The organism is Marisediminicola antarctica, from assembly GCF_009930795.1.
GTDB classification, from domain to species: Bacteria; Actinomycetota; Actinomycetes; order Actinomycetales; family Microbacteriaceae; genus Marisediminicola; species Marisediminicola antarctica.
Window position 1 is genome coordinate 3,213,611 of record NZ_CP017146.1, and the last position, 16,177, is coordinate 3,229,787.

A 16,177-nucleotide genomic window follows, 5' to 3' on the forward strand; every position below is an offset into this window, starting at 1 on the left:
GGTTGGCGGCTTTAGTCGAAGAATGCCGCCCTCGGCAGCACCTGCTTCTCCCTGAGCTTCTGCTTGTCGGCAGCCGACAGACGCGCGGCGTCCGCTGCATCGTCCCAGTTGTCCTCGATGCTCGCCACGAGCTGGTCGACGACATCACGGGCTGCTGAGCCCGACAGTCCATAGGTCTCGGATTCGGCGACCAGCGCGGCGAAGTTCGATTTCTTCTCGCCCGGCGCCCCACCCTGGTCCCGCCCGTAAGCCATCGCCTGACGGAAGCTATCTCCCGAGCGCTGGCCGGGTGTGAGGTCGTAAGCCGGTGTCAGCGTCAGTGTCTGGCCGTTCCAGAATGCTGCGTGGTTGCGGGCGTGGTCGTCGTTGTTGCTAATGGCAATGTTCATGGCGATGCGTCGGAACAGTTCCGGGCCGGGCTGCGCGGGATCAGCGGCGTACTGTCGCAGCACGTCGAGAATCTGCGGGTACGACACGTATCGCGCGTACATCTGATCGGTCGTCGACATTGTGAGACCGGAAACAACGTGACGGCGGGTCCCTCCGTCTCGATCGAAACGGCGGACGAGGAGCACCTCTTTGCCGAGCGAGGAAACGACTCGGCTCTCCGGCACATCCATACCTGCGCGGCGAGCGAGCTCAAGCATCGCCCCCTCCGCGTTGACGGCAGCGAATACCCGGTCATCCGACGAAGCAAACTTTGCGAGCCATTCGCTCCCATCGGGGCCCGTCAACGTGGCCTTCGGTCGGGCACCGCCCAGACTGGTCCCATGGAGCAGGGCCGCGTCGAGGCCTGCCGAGAGTTCGCGGCCTTCGTCGAGAATGATGGCTGCGCTGTGCAGCTCGTCGAGAGTCGCCGAGTCGTCTCGGGCTGCGTACGCATCGCGGCTGCGCTGGAAATCAAGCGCGCCGAAGCGGTTTGAGCCCGAGCTCAGCATGTAGTCGACCTCGCTGAGCGAGTTGGGCGCGGCATCGCGCCGACGTTCGATGACACCGCGACCCCAGCGGTCTGGGCTACCGTCCCGGAGTGCACCAGCGATGTTCAGGCCATCGCCGGGCTCGTGCCTCCCTGCCTTGAGCGGTAGCTCAGGCGTGTAAAGGCTGATGCGGTCGGGTCGTGCCAGATAGCTCTGCCCGTACGTGAAAGAGACCAGCGAGCCCTCTTGGGTGACCGCCCCGACGACGACGGGCTCTGTTGCCCCCGGTAGCCATATCCAGACGAAGAGTCGCTCAGAAGTCGTCATCGACAGCTCCCTGCTTTGGGCGGTAGACCCGACTGGGGATGAGCGCGAGCATCTCCTCCCCGCGCTGGCGGCGGATAGCGAGTTCCGAGCGGTCCTCGATGCCGAAGATTGGCACGCCGACAAGGTCGGCGAGGTCCATCATGGTGCCGACGGCAGTGCCTCGGCCTCCCGCCTCGGCTGCCAGCACCGTCTGCTCAGATACGTTAGCCCGGCCAGCCAGTTCCTTTGCAGTCCATCCGCGGTCGGCCCGGGCCAGACGAATGAGCTGTCCCCAAACAGTGAGCGCGTCTTGGACATGCGGCCGCAGCGGCACGCTACGTTTGGTCATCGCAACCCCGATATACTTGGTCTAGCCCAATGCTAGATATGTTTTATCATATCTGTTCAATGCGCGGCGGGTCGCGGTTTTCGGGGCGCTGCGTCGGCGCAGCGCCGTGAAGGCTGGTGCGAGCGCCCTGATGTCAGCGCCAGCCGAGGATGCCAGCTACTTCGGCCAGATCAGCGGCCAAAAGGGCGAAAAGTGCTGGGGTGCCTGGACTCGAACCAAGAACAAAAGAATCAGAATCTTCCGTGTTGCCAATTACACCACACCCCACAGGGCCCTGCCGAAGCCGGGCCGACTCCCTACTTTAGCCTACGCGGGGAGCTACTTCGAACTCGACCGTGCATCCACACGCTCAGCCCGTCACGGTGACGGCCGGTCTCACCGAGAGCAGGTCCCGGTTGAGCGCCGAGGCGACCCTCGCCCCCTGGCCCGCCGCGACGATGAGCTGGCGTGGCCCGGGCGAGGCCGAGTCGCCGGCGGCGTAGACGCCGGTCAGGGACGTGCGCCCCTCGGCATCCACGGCAAGATAGCCGTCGCCTGCCCGAACAAGGCCGAGGCTCTCGAGGTAGCCGAGCCGGGGTTCGTAGATGGGCCGCACGAAGGCGGCGTCGCGGGCGACGGTCTCGCCGTCGTCGAGCAGGATGCCGGTGAGCCCGGTACGGTCGCCGACGACATCGACGACCGTACGACGGTCGACCCGGATGCCGCGCGCGGCGAGCTCCGACTCCTCGTCGTCGGTGACGCCTCCGGTGGCGCCGGCGAAGACGATGACGTCGCTGCTCCACTGGGAGGCGAGGATCGCCCGCTCGGCGAGGTCATCGGTGTCGCCGAGGATGGCAATGGCCTTGTCGCGCTCCTCGTACCCGTCGCACTCGATGCAGCTGTGGATGCTGGTGCCGTAGAACGCCCGCAGCGTAGGCAGCGCCGGCATGAGTTCGCTGACGCCCGTCGCGATCACGATGGTGCGGGCGCGGAACTCGGTTGTGGTGAAGCCCGGTCCCTTCGTGGCGACGAGGAACCCCTCGTCGGTCTGCGCGACCGACGCCACCATCGTTTGGTGGTACTCGTAGTTCGGGTACTCCTTCAGCTCCTCGCGCGCGAGGCCGCGCAGCTCGAGCGGCGAGACGCCGTCGCGCGTGATGAAGCCGTGGGAGTGGAAGGTCGCGGCGTTGCGGGGCCGGTTGCCGTCGAGCACAATCGTGCGGCGACGCGCGCGCACGAGGTTCAGCGCCGCGCTGAGACCGCCGGGGCCCGCGCCAATCACGGCGACGTCGTACAGCCCATCGGTCGTCTCGGGCACGGTGTCGCGGGTCATAGGGTCGCCGCGAGCCTCTCGATGCGGGCGATCGTCGACGCCTTGCCGAGCAGCTCCATCGACTCGAACAGCGGCGGGCTGATCCGGCGACCCGAGATCGCCGAGCGCACCGGCCCGAAGGCGATTCGTGGCTTGAGGCCGAGGCCGTCGATCAGGGCGGTGCGCAGGGCATCCTCCGTCGTCTCCGTCGTCCAGTCCTCGAGCGCGCTCAGCGCGGCGAGCGCGGCGTCGAGGGTGGGGCGGGCGTCCGCCTTGGGTAGCGCGTCGGCATCCCAGGCGATCTCGTCATCTGCGGTGAACAGGAAGGCAAGCAGCCCCGGCGCCTCGCCGAGCAGCTGCATGCGCTCCTGCACGAGCGGGGCGGCGGCGCGAAGCATCGGCTCGTCCTCCGGCAGCGAGACGAGCTCACCGAGGTAGGGGGCGAGGCGCCGAGCGAACTCGTCGACCGGCAGCATCCGAATGTGGTCGCCGTTGATCGACTCGGCCTTCTTGAGGTCGAATCGGGCCGGGTTCGGGTTCACATCGGTGACGTCGAATGCCGCGATCATCTCCTCGGTCGTGAACACGTCGCGGTCGTGGGTGAGCGACCAGCCGAGCAGCGAGAGGTAGTTGAGCAGCCCCTCGGGCAGGAAGCCGCGGTCTCGGTGCAGGAACAGGTTCGACTCCGGGTCGCGCTTGCTGAGCTTCTTGTTGCCCTCCCCCATCACGTAGGGCAGGTGTCCGAAGCGCGGGATCGCCGTGGCCACGCCGATCTCGATGAGCGCGTGGTACAGCGCGATCTGCCGCGGTGTGGACGAGAGCAGGTCCTCGCCGCGCAGCACGTGGGTGATGCCCATGAGCGCGTCGTCGACCGGGTTCACGAACGTGTAGAGCGGGGCGCCATTGGGGCGGACGACGACGAAGTCGGTGAAGCTGCCGACCGGGAACGTGATCGGGCCGCGCACGAGGTCGTCGAACGACAGCTCGGTGTCGGGCACGCGCAGCCGGAGCGCGGGAACGCGGCCCTCCTCCAAGTGGGCGGCGCGCTGCTCGTCGGTCAGGTCGCGCTCGAAGTTGTCGTACCCCTGCTTGGGGTCGCGGCCGGCGGCGATGTTGCGCGCCTCGATCTCCTCGCCCGTCGCGAAGCTCTCGTAGAGGTGCCCGCTCGCGCGCAGCTGCTCGATGATGTCGCGGTAGATGCCCGTGCGCAGCGACTGCCGGTAGGGGCCGTGCGGACCGCCGACGTCGACGCCCTCGTCCCAGTCGAGCGCGAGCCAGCTCATCGCCTCGAGCAGCTGCCCGTAGCTCTCCTCGCTGTCGCGCGCGGCATCCGTGTCCTCGATGCGGAAGATCAGCTTGCCGCCGGTGTGGCGCGCGTAGGCCCAGTTGAACAGGGCCGTGCGGATGAGCCCGACGTGCGGGGTTCCGGTCGGCGACGGGCAGAAGCGCACGCGAACGTCGCTACCGGATGCGGAGGTGAAGGAAGCAGGCATATTACTCCCGATTCTATCGGCGTGCCGGGTGCCGCTGCTGGGCGCTGGGTCAGAGCCACACCGCTGCATAGGCGAGCACCGCGATGAGCAGCCAGGAGGAGAGCCCGACGATGAGTGCGCGCCAGCCGGTGCGGACCAGGGAGCGGATGCGCACGCTCGTTCCGAGGGCGAACAGTGCGGCGGCGAGCAGCACCGTCTGCACGGCATCCGCGCCCGCGAGCATGGGCTCCGGCAGGGACACGACGGAGTTCAGCAGCACCGCGGCGAGGAAGCCGAGCACGAACAGCGGGATCACGGGGATGCGTGCGGCGGGCTGTGCGCGGTCGTCCGAATTCGCCGCGGGGGTGGCTCCCGGAGCGGTGCCGGGGGTGGATGCTGCGGCGGCCTGGGCGGATGCTCGGGCGGATGCTGCGGAGGCCGCCTCCCGGCGGCGCACGGCCACCGAGGCGACCGTCACCATCGGCGCGAGCATCAGCACGCGGGTGAGCTTGACCACGACGGCGATCGCGAGCGCCGCGGATCCGGCCGTCTGCGCGGTGGCGACGACCTGCCCAACGTCGTGCACGCTCGCTCCGACCCAGTGCCCGAAGTCGGCGTTGGACAGTCCGAGAGGCGCCTGCAGCGCCGGGAGCACGGCGATCGCGAGGGTTCCGCAAAGGGTGACGAGGGCGACCGGTGTGGCCTGCTCCTCCGGCTTGCTGCGGGTCGCCGCGCTCATCGCCCCGATCGCGGAGGCGCCGCAGATCGAGAAGCCGGCCGCGACCAGCAGCGGCTCACTGCCCGGCAGGCGCATCAGGATGCCGAGAGCCCAGGTTCCGAAGAAGGTCACGATCACGAGGGCGACGATCGCCAGGATCGCCACGGCTCCAAGCCCCGCGATGTCGCCGAGGCTGAGCTTCAGCCCGAGCAGCACGACGCCCGCGCGCATGAGCGTCTTGGCCGAGAAGCGGATTCCGGGCTTCAGCGCGTGGTCGAGCGCCGGGGCGAACCACGGCAGCTGCCCGACGACGATGCCGAGCACGACAGCCGCGGTGAGCATCGGCAGCCAGGGAAGCCCGAGGTGCAGCATCCACGCGACGAGCACAGCGGATGCCGCCGTCGCGAGCCCCGGCAGGAGGGCTCTCACTCCGGCGCCGGTCACGCGAGCCACCCAGCCACCCGCATCACAGCATCCGCTCGCCCGCGCCGCCGAACACGTAACGCAGGAGATCCGGCGCCACGGGCCGACCGCGGAACACGTAACGCAGGAGATCCGGCGCCACGCCGACCTGGGTGGCCGCGCGACACGGCGTGGCGCACCAACTCCTCGGTTACGTCGCCCAGCGACGAGACCGAGGCCGAGAGCGACACCGAGACCGCGACCGCGACCGCGGATGCCAGCGACCGCGGAACACGTAACGCAGGAGATCCGGCGCCACGCCGACCTGTGGGGCCGCGCGACACCGCGTGTCGCACCAACTCCTCGGTTACGTCGCGCCGCGACGAGGCCGAGAGCGACACCCGGACCGACGAAGCCGGGACCAGCACCGTAGATGCCGGCAGGCACCCATCAGCCCGACAGACAGGCAGTCGAACGACAACATCCGCCCTCCCGCACCGCGTACGCAACGCACGAGATCCGCCACCCACGGCCGACGACCGAACACGTAACGCAGGAGATCCGGCGCCACGCCGACCTGTGGGGCCGCGCAACACGGCGTGTCGCCGAAACTCCTCGGATACGTCGCCGAACACGGATGGCCCCATCAGCGCGCCGCCGTCACGGGGCCGCGACTCAGGCGCGGTTGCGCGCGGGATTCGACAGGGTGCCGATTCCCTCGATCGTGATGTCGACAGTCTGGCCATCGACGAACCCACCAAGGCCCGCCGGGGTGCCCGTCATGATGATGTCGCCGGGCAGCAGCGTCCAGACATCCGAGCAGAACTCGATAATCTCAGGGATCTTGTGGATCATGTCAGAGGTCGTGCCGACCCGGCGCGGCTCGCCGTCGACGAACGTCGTGATGGCGAGGTTCTGCGCGTCGATGTCGGTCTCAATCCACGGACCGATCGGTGCGAAGGTGTCATAGCCCTTGGCCCTGGCCCACTGGCCGTCCGCAAACATCACGTCGCGCGCCGACACGTCGTTGCCGATCGTGTAGCCGAAGATGTAGTCGGCGTAGTCGGCCGCCGCGATCTGTTTGCCGATCTTGCCGATCACGATGACGAGCTCGCCCTCGTGCACGATGCGCCCGTCGACCGGCGGGATGACGATCGTATCGCCGGGGCCGACGACCGCCGTGTTGGGCTTCAGAAAGATGAGGGGGTTCTTCGGCCCGACGTCGCCCATGTCGGCCTTGTGGTCGGCGTAGTTGAGGCCGACACAGATGACCTTCGACCGCGGGATGACGGGGGCGAGGAGCTTCACATCGGCGAGCGGGATGCGCTCGCCGGTCGTGTCGAAGCCGCTGAACATGGGGTCTCCGGCGAGGACTACAAGGTCGTCGTCGTCGACGATTCCGTAACGAGGATCTCCACCAGAGCTGAAACGCGCGATTTTCACGGTTTCGAGCCTAGCCCCGTTCGGACCGCCGGTTCCGCACCGCGTGCCGCGACCCGCGGTGTCTGCGCCCGCACGTAGCGTCGGCGTCCGCACGACCGGGCGCAATTGTCACAAACGGGCGCTGACACCGTGCGGAGGGCGCCGCGACGCTCAGGCGTCGAGGCGCGTCATCCAGCCGTGGCGGTCCTCGGCGCGCCCGTACTGGATGTCGGTGAGCTCCTGGCGCAGCGACAGGGTCAGCTCACCCGGCGCAGCATCCGCCGATCCAATCTCGATGCCCTCCCCGACCAGGCGCGCGATCGGCGTCACCACTGCGGCCGTGCCGCATGCGAAGACCTCGGCGATGTCGCCGCTCGCGACGCCGTCGGCCCACTCCGACAGCCGCACCCGGCGGCGTTCGACCGTGTGCCCGCGGTCCTGCGCGAGCTGCAGGATGCTGTCCCTCGTGATCCCCTCGAGGATGCTGTCGGACTGTGGGGTCACGAGCGTGCCGTCCTTGTAGACGAGCACGACGTTCATGCCGCCGAGCTCCTCGATGTACTCGCCGCTCACCGAGTCGAGGAACAGCACCTGCGCGCAGCCATGCTCGTACGCTTCAGCCTGGGGCAGCAGCGACGAGGCGTAGTTGCCACCGGTCTTCGCGGCGCCCGTTCCGCCCTTGCCCGCGCGGGAGTAGTTCGTCGAGAGCCAAATCGACACCGGCTGCACGCCGCTGGCGAAGTAGGCGCCGGCCGGAGAGGCAATGACGAAGTAGCCGACCTCCTGCGCAGCCCGAACCCCAAGGAAGCTCTCGGTCGCGAACATGAACGGGCGCAGGTAGAGGCTCGTCTCTGGCGCCGACGGCACCCAGGCGCCGTCGGCGGCGACGATCTGGCGGAGCGACTCGACGAAGTCGGCCTCGGGCAGCAGCGGGAGCGCCAGGCGCCTCGCCGAGCGCTGCAGGCGCGCGGCGTTGGCCTCGGGGCGGAACGACCAGATTGAGCCGTCCGCGTGCCGGTAGGCCTTGAGTCCTTCGAAAATCTCCTGGGCGTAGTGCAGCACGGATGCCGCGGGGTCGAGCTGCAGCGGACCGTACGGGATGACCCTGGCGTCGTGCCAGCCCTCGTCGATCGTCCAGTCGATCGCGACCATGTGGTCGGTGAAGTGCTTGCCGAACCCGGGGTCGGCGAGGATCGCGTCCCGCTCGGCGGCCGCGCGATGCGCGGCGGACGGCGTGACGTCAAACGGGAGCGGAAACCCTGTCGCGATGGTCATGATGGTCCTTCGTCGGTGTTCAGTGTGTGGTCGAAACGGCGGCACGAAGCGAATGGGCTATCGCGTCGCCGACCTCGGTGGTGCTGCGCCCGGCGGTTCCCCGCCCAGCGAGGTCATTCGTCACGGCAGTTCCGATTCTCGCCGCCTCGTCCGTGAATCCGAGGTGGCTGAGCAGCATGGCCACCGAGAGGATCGCCGCAGTCGGGTCGGCGATTCCCCTGCCCGCGATGTCGGGAGCCGATCCGTGGACCGGCTCGAACATGCTGGGGAAGGCGCCGTCGGGGTTGATGTTGCCCGAGGCCGCCAGCCCGATGCCACCGCTGATCGCGCCGGCCAGGTCGGTCAGAATGTCGCCAAAGAGGTTGTCCGTGACGATGGTGTCAAACCTAGCCGGATTGGTGACGAGGAAGATCGTCGCCGCGTCGACATGCAGGTAGTCGACGGTGACGTCCGGGTACTCGGTGGCGACAGCGTCGACCGTTCGCTGCCACAGTCCCCCCGCGTGCACGAGAACGTTCGTCTTGTGCACGAGAGTGAGCCGCCCGTGCCGGGCCTGGGCGGTGCGGAACGCGAAGCGCACGAGGCGCTCGACACCGAATGCCGTGTTGACGCTGACCTCGTTGGCAACTTCATTCGGCGATCCCACCCGGATGCCGCCGCCGTTGCCCACGTAGGGCCCCTCGGTGCCCTCGCGAACAACGACGAAGTCAACCTTGCCGGGCTTCGCGAGCGGTGACGCGACGCCAGGGAAGAGGGTCGTCGGCCGCAGGTTCACGTAGTGGTCGAAAGCGAAGCGCAGGCCGAGCAAGAGACCCCGCTCGATGATGCCGCCGGCGAGCCGGGGGTCGCGCGGGTCTCCGCCGACCGCACCAAGCAGGATGGCGTCATGCTGCGCGAGCGCCTCCAGCCCGCCCGCGGTGAGGATCTCCCCTGTGGCGATGTAGTGCCCGGCTCCGAAGGGATAGTGGGTCACGTCGATCGTGGTGTCGGCGGGAACGGCGGCGTGTAGCACCTTGAGTGCTTCAGCAATCACTTCGGGGCCGATACCATCGCCGGCGATGACGGCGAGATTGATTTTCCGGGGCATGGTTTCAGAGTAGCGGAGGGGACACGGCGACCCGATCCGGCGCCCGAGCGACCAAATTCCCGGCCAATTATGAGCGAAATTTTACCGATTTGTTAGAATGGGTCTTCACATCGCACCGGATCGGCATGCATCCATGCTCGGACGGGCGACCGAAAGGACCGCAAGACATGGGTATTGGAACTGGAATCTTCCTCTTCGTCGTGGGCGCAATCTTGACGTTCGCGTTGAACTTCGAGACAAGCGTCATCAACCTCGACCTCGTCGGCTACATCCTGATGGCTGCTGGAGCCGTCGTGTTCATCATCTCGCTCGTGCTCGTCATGCGTAAGCGCTCGAGCGTGTCGACCGTTCGCCAGGTCGACAACGGCGGCGCCGATCGGGTCACCCAGCGCGAGACGCGCAGCGACACCGATCCGCTCGTCTAACGAGCAATCCACGAAGAAGGGCCCGGCGAATTTGCCGGGCCCTTCTTTCGTTGTCTGACCAGTTCGTACGACTAGGTCGTGACGATATCGATCTCGTGCATGAGGTCGGCGTCGATGGCGATGCGCACCGACTCCAGCAGCCCCGCCGGCGCCGGAGAGTCGACGGTGAGCACCGAGAGCGCCTGGCCGCCGGCCTCGCGCCTGCTGATCTGCATGCCGGCGATGTTGATGCCGGCCTCGCCGAATTCGCGGCCGTAGATCGCGACGATGCCGGGGCGATCGGCGTAGAGCATCACGATGAGGTGCTCTGCGACCGGAACCTCGACGTCGTAGCCGTTGATCTCGACGATCTTCTCGATCTGCTTCGTGCCGGTGAGGGTGCCCGACACCGAGATCTGAGAGCCGCTACTGAGTGCGCCGCGGATCGTGAGCAGGTTGCGGTACTCGTCGCTCGTGCTGTCTGTGATCAGGCGCACGTCGATACCGCGCAGCTCGGCGAGCAGCGGCGCATTCACGTACGAGACCGACTCGGCGACGACGTTGGTGAAGATGCCCTTGAGCGCCGCGAGCTTGAGCACGCTGACGTCGTGCGCGACGATCTCGCCTCGCACCTCAATGTGGATGCTCGTGATGGGGCTGTGCTCGGCGAGACCGGAGAACACCTGCCCGAGCTTCTCCATGAGAGGGATGCCGGGGCGCACGGTCGGGTCGATGATTCCACCGGCCACGTTCACGGCATCCGGAACGAGCTCGCCCGCGAGCGCGAGGCGCACGGACTTGGCGACCGAGACACCGGCCTTCTCCTGCGCCTCGTCGGTGGATGCGCCCAGATGCGGGGTGACGATGACGTTGTCGAGGGCGAGCAGCGGGGAGTCGGTCGGCGGCTCGTGGACGAACACGTCGAGTCCGGCGCCGGCGATAACGCCGGTGGTGAGGGCGCGGTGCAGCGCGTCCTCGTCGATGAGGCCGCCGCGGGCCACGTTGACGATGAACGCGGTGGGCTTCATGAGGGCAAGCTGGGCGTCGGAGATCATCCCCGTCGTCTCGGGTGTCTTCGGCATGTGAATGGTGATGAAGTCGGACTGCTGCAGCAGCTCGTCGAAGCTCAGCAATGTCACACCGAGTTGTTGGGCACGAGCCGCCGTGACGTAGGGGTCGTAGGCGACGACGCGCGTTCCGAACGACTGCATCCGCGCGGTGATGAGCGCGCCGATGCGGCCGAGGCCGATGATGCCGATCGTCTTCTCGTACAGCTCGATGCCCGTGTACTTCGACCGCTTCCACTGGCCGACCGCGAGGGCAGCGTGCGCCGGCGGGATGTGCCGGGCGAGGCTGAGGATGTGCCCGACCGTCAGCTCGGCGGCCGAGATGATGTTCGAGGTCGGGGCGTTGACGACCATGACGCCGGCAGTCGTCGCGGACTTGATGTCGACGTTGTCGAGGCCGACACCGGCGCGGGCGATGACCTTGAGCCTTGTCCCGGCGGCGAGCGCCTCGGCGTCGAGCTGGGTCGCGGACCTGATGAGGATCGCGCTCGCGTCCACGAGCGCCGCGAGCAGGGCGGGACGGTCGGTGCCGTCCACATTCCTCACGTCGAAGTCGGGGCCGAGGGCCTCGACGGTAGCGGGGGAAAGTTCTTCGGCGATCAACACGATCGGCTTTGCCACGAATGCAGTCCTTTGGTAGATCTGTAAAATACAGGGCTAAGTTTAGGGCGCGGGCGCACGGCTGCGGTGCCGAGCGTGCCATAGAAGGCAAGATGGACAGATGCCGGATGCCGCGATCGAGACCGCCCAGTGGATCGCGCGCGGCGGGCTCGCCCTCCTCTTCGTTTCGATGGGTGTAACGCATTTCCTGCCCGGACCAGCCAGAACCATGGCTCGGCTGATCCCGCCGCGACTGCGCGGCACAGGCCTGTTGAGCCCTCGCGCGCTGGTCTATTTCACCGGTATCTGCGAGATCGCGGGCGGAATCGGGATGCTCGTTCCCGCGACGAGAGGCGCTGCGGCGGCCGGACTCGTGCTGTTTCTGATCGCGGTGTTCCCGGCGAACGCCTATGCGGCGGAGCATCCGGATCGGTTCGGGGCGATCGCCATCCCGTTCTGGCGGCGATACTTCGCCCAGCTCGCGCTCATTCTCGTGGTCGTGCTCGCCGCCCTCTGACCTGCGCCGTGGCCCAGGCCAACGCGGCAAGCGACAAGCTCAGGCCAACGGGAGCAACGCGACGAGCGACAGACTCAGGGCGCCGATGACGGCGAGTCCGCCGACGAACACGAGGGCGGCGGTCGGTACCGAGTGCCTTCGGCCGATGAGGAACGCGGCGGTATACATCACTGGCGCGAGCGCGATATTCGCGATCAGAATCGCCCACGGCACGGTGGCGGCGTTGGCCCCGACCTCCTCGGCCAGCACGTTGTAGTCGCCAATCTGCGCCACGACGCCGACGGTGTTGGAGATGGCCTCGAACAGGTCGTAGGCGTAGAGCAGCCCGAAGCCGATCGCGACCGCGAGGAACACAACGCGCACGGAGCGCGGTCGAACGGCGGCATCCGGGTTCGCGGCGGTCACGACACGCTCCCGAGTATGAACGGCCAGGGGGCGAGCAGCACGATGCCGGCGACAAGCCAGGCAACGCGCAGCGCGGGCCGGCCGCCGCGGGTGAGCAGAAGCACGAGGCCGAACCAGATGGCGGGCGAGACGATCGCGAGGAACTCGCCGAGCTGGTACATGATCTCGAAGAAGAGGCCCGACGCAGTGAACGTGTCACGCTGCACCGAGATGACCCAGCCGATCAGGTAGAGCAGGTAGACACCGCCGAAGATGCCGTACGCGACCAGCAGCGCGGACGCGGTGGCGGATGCCGGCGCCGACGGCTCCGACTCCGCGACGTCTGCCGGCGCGGTCGACCCGGCGCCGTCGAGGTAGCTCGGGTCGTCGGACTCGCCGCCCCAGGTGAGGGCGTCGTCGTCGCGGTCGGAGGCCATTGATCAAGTATGGCCGACGGCGGCGTTGCCGCAGGGACAGCGAACGCGAGGAGAGGGCGCGGTGTGCGCCGCGCCCTCTCCCCCGTTCGTGACTCGTCCTTAGCGGGCGGCGGAGCCGTCCGTGTAGTCGGCGTCGGCTTGCTTCCACGCGAACAGGGCGCGCAGCTTCTGGCCGGTCGCCTCGATGGGGTGCGCGGCACCCTTCTCGCGCAGCTCGAGGAACTCGGGCCCGCCGGCATCCTGGTCCTTGATGAACCGCTCGGCGAAGGCACCAGACTGGATGTCCGCGAGAACGGCCTTCATGTTCTCCTTGACGCTCGGGTCGATGACGCGGGGGCCGGAGACATAGTCGCCGTACTCGGCCGTGTCGGACACGCTCCAGCGCTGTTTGGCGATACCGCCCTCCCACATGAGGTCGACGATGAGCTTGAGCTCGTGCAGCACCTCGAAATAGGCGATCTCCGGCTGGTAGCCCGCCTCGATGAGGGTCTCGAAGCCGTACTGCACGAGCTGCGAGGTGCCACCGCAGAGCACGGCCTGCTCGCCGAACAGGTCGGTCTCGGTCTCTTCGGTGAAGGTGGTCTTGATGCCGCCGGCGCGAAGGCCGCCGATCGCCTTCGAGTACGACCAGGCGAGCTCCCAGGCCGAGCCCGAGGCATCCTGCTCGACGGCGACGATGACGGGAACGCCGCGGCCGGCCTCATACTCGCGGCGCACTGTGTGACCCGGACCCTTGGGGGCGACGAGCAGCACGTCGACGCCCGCGGGCGCGGTGATGTAGCCGTAGCGGATGTTGAAGCCGTGGCCGAAGACGAGGGCCTTGCCCTCGCCGAGGTTCGCGGCGATGTCGTCGGCGTAGAGGTGGCGCTGGTGCTGGTCGGGCGCGAGGATGACGATGACGTCGGCCCAGGCGGCGGCCTCTGCGGAGGGCAGCACGGTGAAGCCGGCCTCCTCGGCCTTGGCAATCGACTTCGAGCCCTCCTTGAGCCCGACGACGACGTCGACGCCCGAATCGCGAAGGTTCAGCGCGTGGGCGTGACCCTGCGAGCCGTAGCCGATGACGGCGACCTTCTTACCCTGGATGATCGACAGGTCAGCGTCTTTGTCGTAAACGATCTCGGTCACTGGTGGTTCTCCTTTGGTGGTGGTGTGAGGTCAAGTCTTGTAGATGCGTTCGGTGATGCTCTTCGGCCCGCGCCCGATGGCGAGGAGGCCGGATTGCGCGATCTCCCTGATGCCGTACGGTTCGAGCACGCGCAGCAGCGCCTGCACCTTGGGGGTGTCACCCGTGACCTCGATGACGAGGGCGTCCGTGGCCACATCGACGATGCGTGCCCGGAAGAGCGTCGCCGCCTCGAGGATCTGGCTGCGCGTCGAGTTGTCGACGCGCACTTTGATGAGCATGTGCTCGCGTTCCACCGTCTGCGCCGGCTCGAGCTCGACGATCTTGAGCACGTTGATGAGCTTGTTGAGCTGCTTCGTCACCTGCTCGAGCGGGAGGTCCTCGACGTCGACGACGACGGTGATGCGGGACAACCCCGGGATCTCGCTCTTGCCCACGGCGAGGGACTCGATGTTGAAGCCGCGGCGCGCGAACAGGCCGGCGACGCGCGTGAGCAGGCCGGGCTTGTCTTCGACGAGCAGGGAGAGTACGTGGGTCATGGCTCTACTCCTCTTCCCACTCGGGGGCGTGCTCTCTGGCGTACTGCACCGACGAATTGCCGACGCCCTGCGGCACCATCGGCCACACCATGGCGTCGCGGCTCACGATGAAGTCGATCACGACGGGTCGGTCGTTGGTCTCGTTCGCGAGCCGGATCGCGGCATCCACCTCTTCCTTCTTCGTGACGCGGATGCCGAGGGCCCCGTACGCCTCGGCGAGCTTCACGAAGTCGGGGATCATCGCGGTATCGTGACCGGTGTTGAGGTCGGTGAACGAGTGCCGGCCGTCATAGAAGAGGGTCTGCCACTGACGCACCATGCCGAGCGAGGAGTTGTTGATGATCGCAACCTTGATCGGGATCTGGTTGATCGTGCAGGTCGCGAGCTCCTGGTTGGTCATCTGGAAGCATCCGTCGCCGTCGATCGCCCAGACGATGCGGTCGGGCTGAGCGACCTTGGCGCCCATCGCCGCCGGCACCCCGTAGCCCATTGTGCCGGCGCCTCCGGAGTTGAGCCACGCGTTCGGGCGCTCGTACTTGATGAACTGGGCTGCCCACATCTGGTGCTGGCCGACGCCCGAGGCGTAGACGCCCTCCGGCCCCGTGATGGCGCCGATCCGCTCGATGACGTACTGCGGCGAGAGCAGTCCGTCTTCGGGCTCGTCGTACCCGAGCGGGTACTGCTCGCGCAGTCCGTTGAGGCGCTCCCACCATTGCGTGATGTCGGGGGCGTGCAGCCGGGCGGCATTCTCGTAGGCGACGGTGAGGTCCGCGATGACATCTTTGGCGTCGCCGACGATCGGTACGTCTGCGACGCGGATCTTCGAGATCTCGGCGGGGTCGATGTCGATATGCACGACCTTGGCGTGTGGGGCGAACTCGCTCGCCTTGCCGGTCACCCGGTCATCGAACCGGGCGCCGAGCACGATGAGAAGGTCTGACTCCTGCAGCGACAGCACCGCGGGAACGGTGCCGTGCATCCCCGGCATCCCGAGATGCTGGTCGTGGGAGTCGGGGAACGCTCCGCGCGCCATCAGCGTCGTGACGACGGGCGCCCCGGTCGTCTTGGCGAGGGTGAGGAGCTCCTCGGATGCATTCGCGCGGATCACTCCACCGCCGACGTAGAGCACGGGGCGCTTCGCCTCGACGAAAAGCTGCGCCGCAGCCTGGATCTGCTTGCCGTGCGCCTTGGTGACCGGGCGGTAGCCGGGCAGGTCGATCTTCGGTGGCCAGATGAACGGGGCGCTCGCCTGCTGGCAGTCCTTCGTGACGTCGACGAGCACGGGGCCGGGGCGCCCGGTCGTCGCGATGAGCACGGCGGCAGCGATTGTTGCCGGGATGTCCTCCGGCTTCGTGACAAGGAAGGAGTGCTTGGTGATCGGCATCGTGATTCCCACGATGTCGACTTCCTGGAAGGCATCCGTCCCCATCGACGTGGAGAAGACCTGTCCGGTGATCGCGAGCAGCGGCACGGAGTCCATGTGCGCGTCGGCGATCGCGGTGACGAGGTTCGTGGCTCCAGGGCCGGACGTCGCGATCGCGACACCGAGGCGTCCGCTCGACGACGCGTAGCCCTCAGCGGCGTGCCCTGCGCCCTGTTCGTGCCGGACGAGGATGTGCCGGATGCCCTCCGACGACATGAGCTCGTCGTAGAACGGCATGATGGCGCCGCCGGGGAGCCCGAAGACGTCGGTGATGCCGAGCTTCTCAAGCGACTTGAGAATCGCGCCGGAGCCGGTGAGGATGATCGGCCCCGGTGCCGTCGGGGTCGCCGGCCGCGCGGGGCGAGAGGCCGTCGCTGAAGTTTGATCGGTGGACATGGTGAAAATCCTTTGTCACTCGTGCGTCGAATGGTGAGGGGCGCCGCG

General features: G+C 67.6%; 16 protein-coding genes and 1 tRNA gene. 2 read left to right on the forward strand and 15 right to left on the reverse strand.

Annotation, left to right across the window (positions count from 1 at the left end; all coding sequences use genetic code 11):
- Window positions 1-11 precede the first annotated feature (11 nt).
- From BHD05_RS14995 to BHD05_RS15035, 9 genes are all read right to left on the reverse strand, one after another.
- Window positions 12-1,244 carry a type II toxin-antitoxin system HipA family toxin gene (locus tag BHD05_RS14995; RefSeq protein WP_202614239.1) on the reverse strand — a complete coding sequence of 411 codons (1,233 nt, stop codon included), beginning with the start codon at window positions 1,242-1,244 and terminating at the stop codon, window positions 12-14.
- The gene (locus tag BHD05_RS15000; protein WP_161887142.1) at window positions 1,231-1,572 is read right to left on the reverse strand and encodes a helix-turn-helix transcriptional regulator; all 342 of its coding nucleotides are present in this window, start codon (window positions 1,570-1,572) and stop codon (window positions 1,231-1,233) included. The genes BHD05_RS14995 and BHD05_RS15000 overlap by 14 nt, the downstream gene beginning before the upstream one ends.
- A 195-nt stretch (window positions 1,573-1,767) precedes the next feature.
- Window positions 1,768-1,839, reverse strand: a tRNA-Gln gene (locus tag BHD05_RS15005).
- 82 nt (window positions 1,840-1,921) lie between these two features.
- Window positions 1,922-2,884, reverse strand: a complete 963-nt coding sequence (locus BHD05_RS15010) for an NAD(P)/FAD-dependent oxidoreductase (protein WP_161887143.1) — start codon at window positions 2,882-2,884, stop codon at window positions 1,922-1,924.
- Entirely contained in the window at window positions 2,881-4,356 is a 1,476-nt protein-coding gene (gene gltX / locus BHD05_RS15015) for a glutamate--tRNA ligase (protein ID WP_161887144.1), read from the reverse strand. Before gltX ends, BHD05_RS15010 begins: the two co-directional genes overlap by 4 nt.
- Window positions 4,357-4,405: 49 nt before the next feature.
- Window positions 4,406-5,506 (reverse strand): YeiH family protein, encoded by a 1,101-nt coding sequence (locus BHD05_RS15020; RefSeq protein ID WP_236966570.1) that lies wholly within the window; start codon window positions 5,504-5,506, stop codon window positions 4,406-4,408.
- A 624-nt stretch (window positions 5,507-6,130) separates the two neighbouring features.
- A complete protein-coding gene (locus BHD05_RS15025; protein ID WP_161887145.1) occupies window positions 6,131-6,898 on the reverse strand; it encodes a fumarylacetoacetate hydrolase family protein in 768 nt (255 codons plus the stop codon).
- Between the two features lie 150 nt (window positions 6,899-7,048).
- A complete protein-coding gene (locus BHD05_RS15030) occupies window positions 7,049-8,152 on the reverse strand; it encodes a branched-chain amino acid aminotransferase (protein WP_161887146.1) in 1,104 nt (367 codons plus the stop codon).
- Window positions 8,153-8,171: 19 nt separating this feature from the next.
- The gene (locus BHD05_RS15035) at window positions 8,172-9,239 is read right to left on the reverse strand and encodes a 3-isopropylmalate dehydrogenase (protein ID WP_161887147.1); all 1,068 of its coding nucleotides are present in this window, start codon (window positions 9,237-9,239) and stop codon (window positions 8,172-8,174) included.
- A gap of 167 nt (window positions 9,240-9,406) precedes the next feature.
- Between BHD05_RS15035 and BHD05_RS15040 the strand changes: the two genes are divergently transcribed.
- Window positions 9,407-9,664 (forward strand): DUF6458 family protein, encoded by a 258-nt coding sequence (locus BHD05_RS15040; protein ID WP_161887148.1) that lies wholly within the window; start codon window positions 9,407-9,409, stop codon window positions 9,662-9,664.
- Between the two features lie 71 nt (window positions 9,665-9,735).
- On the opposite strand, the gene serA is transcribed toward BHD05_RS15040, so the two are convergent.
- Window positions 9,736-11,331 (reverse strand): phosphoglycerate dehydrogenase, encoded by a 1,596-nt coding sequence (serA, locus tag BHD05_RS15045; RefSeq protein ID WP_161887149.1) that lies wholly within the window; start codon window positions 11,329-11,331, stop codon window positions 9,736-9,738.
- Window positions 11,332-11,431: 100 nt separating this feature from the next.
- Between serA and BHD05_RS15050 the strand changes: the two genes are divergently transcribed.
- Window positions 11,432-11,827: a DoxX family protein gene (locus BHD05_RS15050; RefSeq protein ID WP_161887150.1), complete on the forward strand. Its 396-nt coding sequence runs from the start codon at window positions 11,432-11,434 to the stop codon at window positions 11,825-11,827.
- A 39-nt stretch (window positions 11,828-11,866) separates the two neighbouring features.
- Here the strand turns inward: BHD05_RS15050 and BHD05_RS15055 are convergent, their stop codons facing one another.
- From BHD05_RS15055 to BHD05_RS15075, 5 genes are all read right to left on the reverse strand, one after another.
- The gene (locus BHD05_RS15055) at window positions 11,867-12,232 is read right to left on the reverse strand and encodes a hypothetical protein (protein ID WP_161887151.1); all 366 of its coding nucleotides are present in this window, start codon (window positions 12,230-12,232) and stop codon (window positions 11,867-11,869) included.
- Window positions 12,229-12,648, reverse strand: a complete 420-nt coding sequence (locus BHD05_RS15060; RefSeq protein WP_161887152.1) for a hypothetical protein — start codon at window positions 12,646-12,648, stop codon at window positions 12,229-12,231. The genes BHD05_RS15055 and BHD05_RS15060 overlap by 4 nt, the downstream gene beginning before the upstream one ends.
- A gap of 99 nt (window positions 12,649-12,747) precedes the next feature.
- Entirely contained in the window at window positions 12,748-13,773 is a 1,026-nt protein-coding gene (gene ilvC, locus BHD05_RS15065; RefSeq protein WP_161887153.1) for a ketol-acid reductoisomerase, read from the reverse strand.
- 30 nt (window positions 13,774-13,803) lie between these two features.
- Window positions 13,804-14,310, reverse strand: a complete 507-nt coding sequence (gene ilvN / locus BHD05_RS15070; protein WP_161887154.1) for an acetolactate synthase small subunit — start codon at window positions 14,308-14,310, stop codon at window positions 13,804-13,806.
- 4 nt (window positions 14,311-14,314) lie between these two features.
- Window positions 14,315-16,129 (reverse strand): acetolactate synthase large subunit, encoded by a 1,815-nt coding sequence (locus tag BHD05_RS15075; RefSeq protein ID WP_161887155.1) that lies wholly within the window; start codon window positions 16,127-16,129, stop codon window positions 14,315-14,317.
- Between the last annotated feature and the right edge of the window lie 48 nt (window positions 16,130-16,177).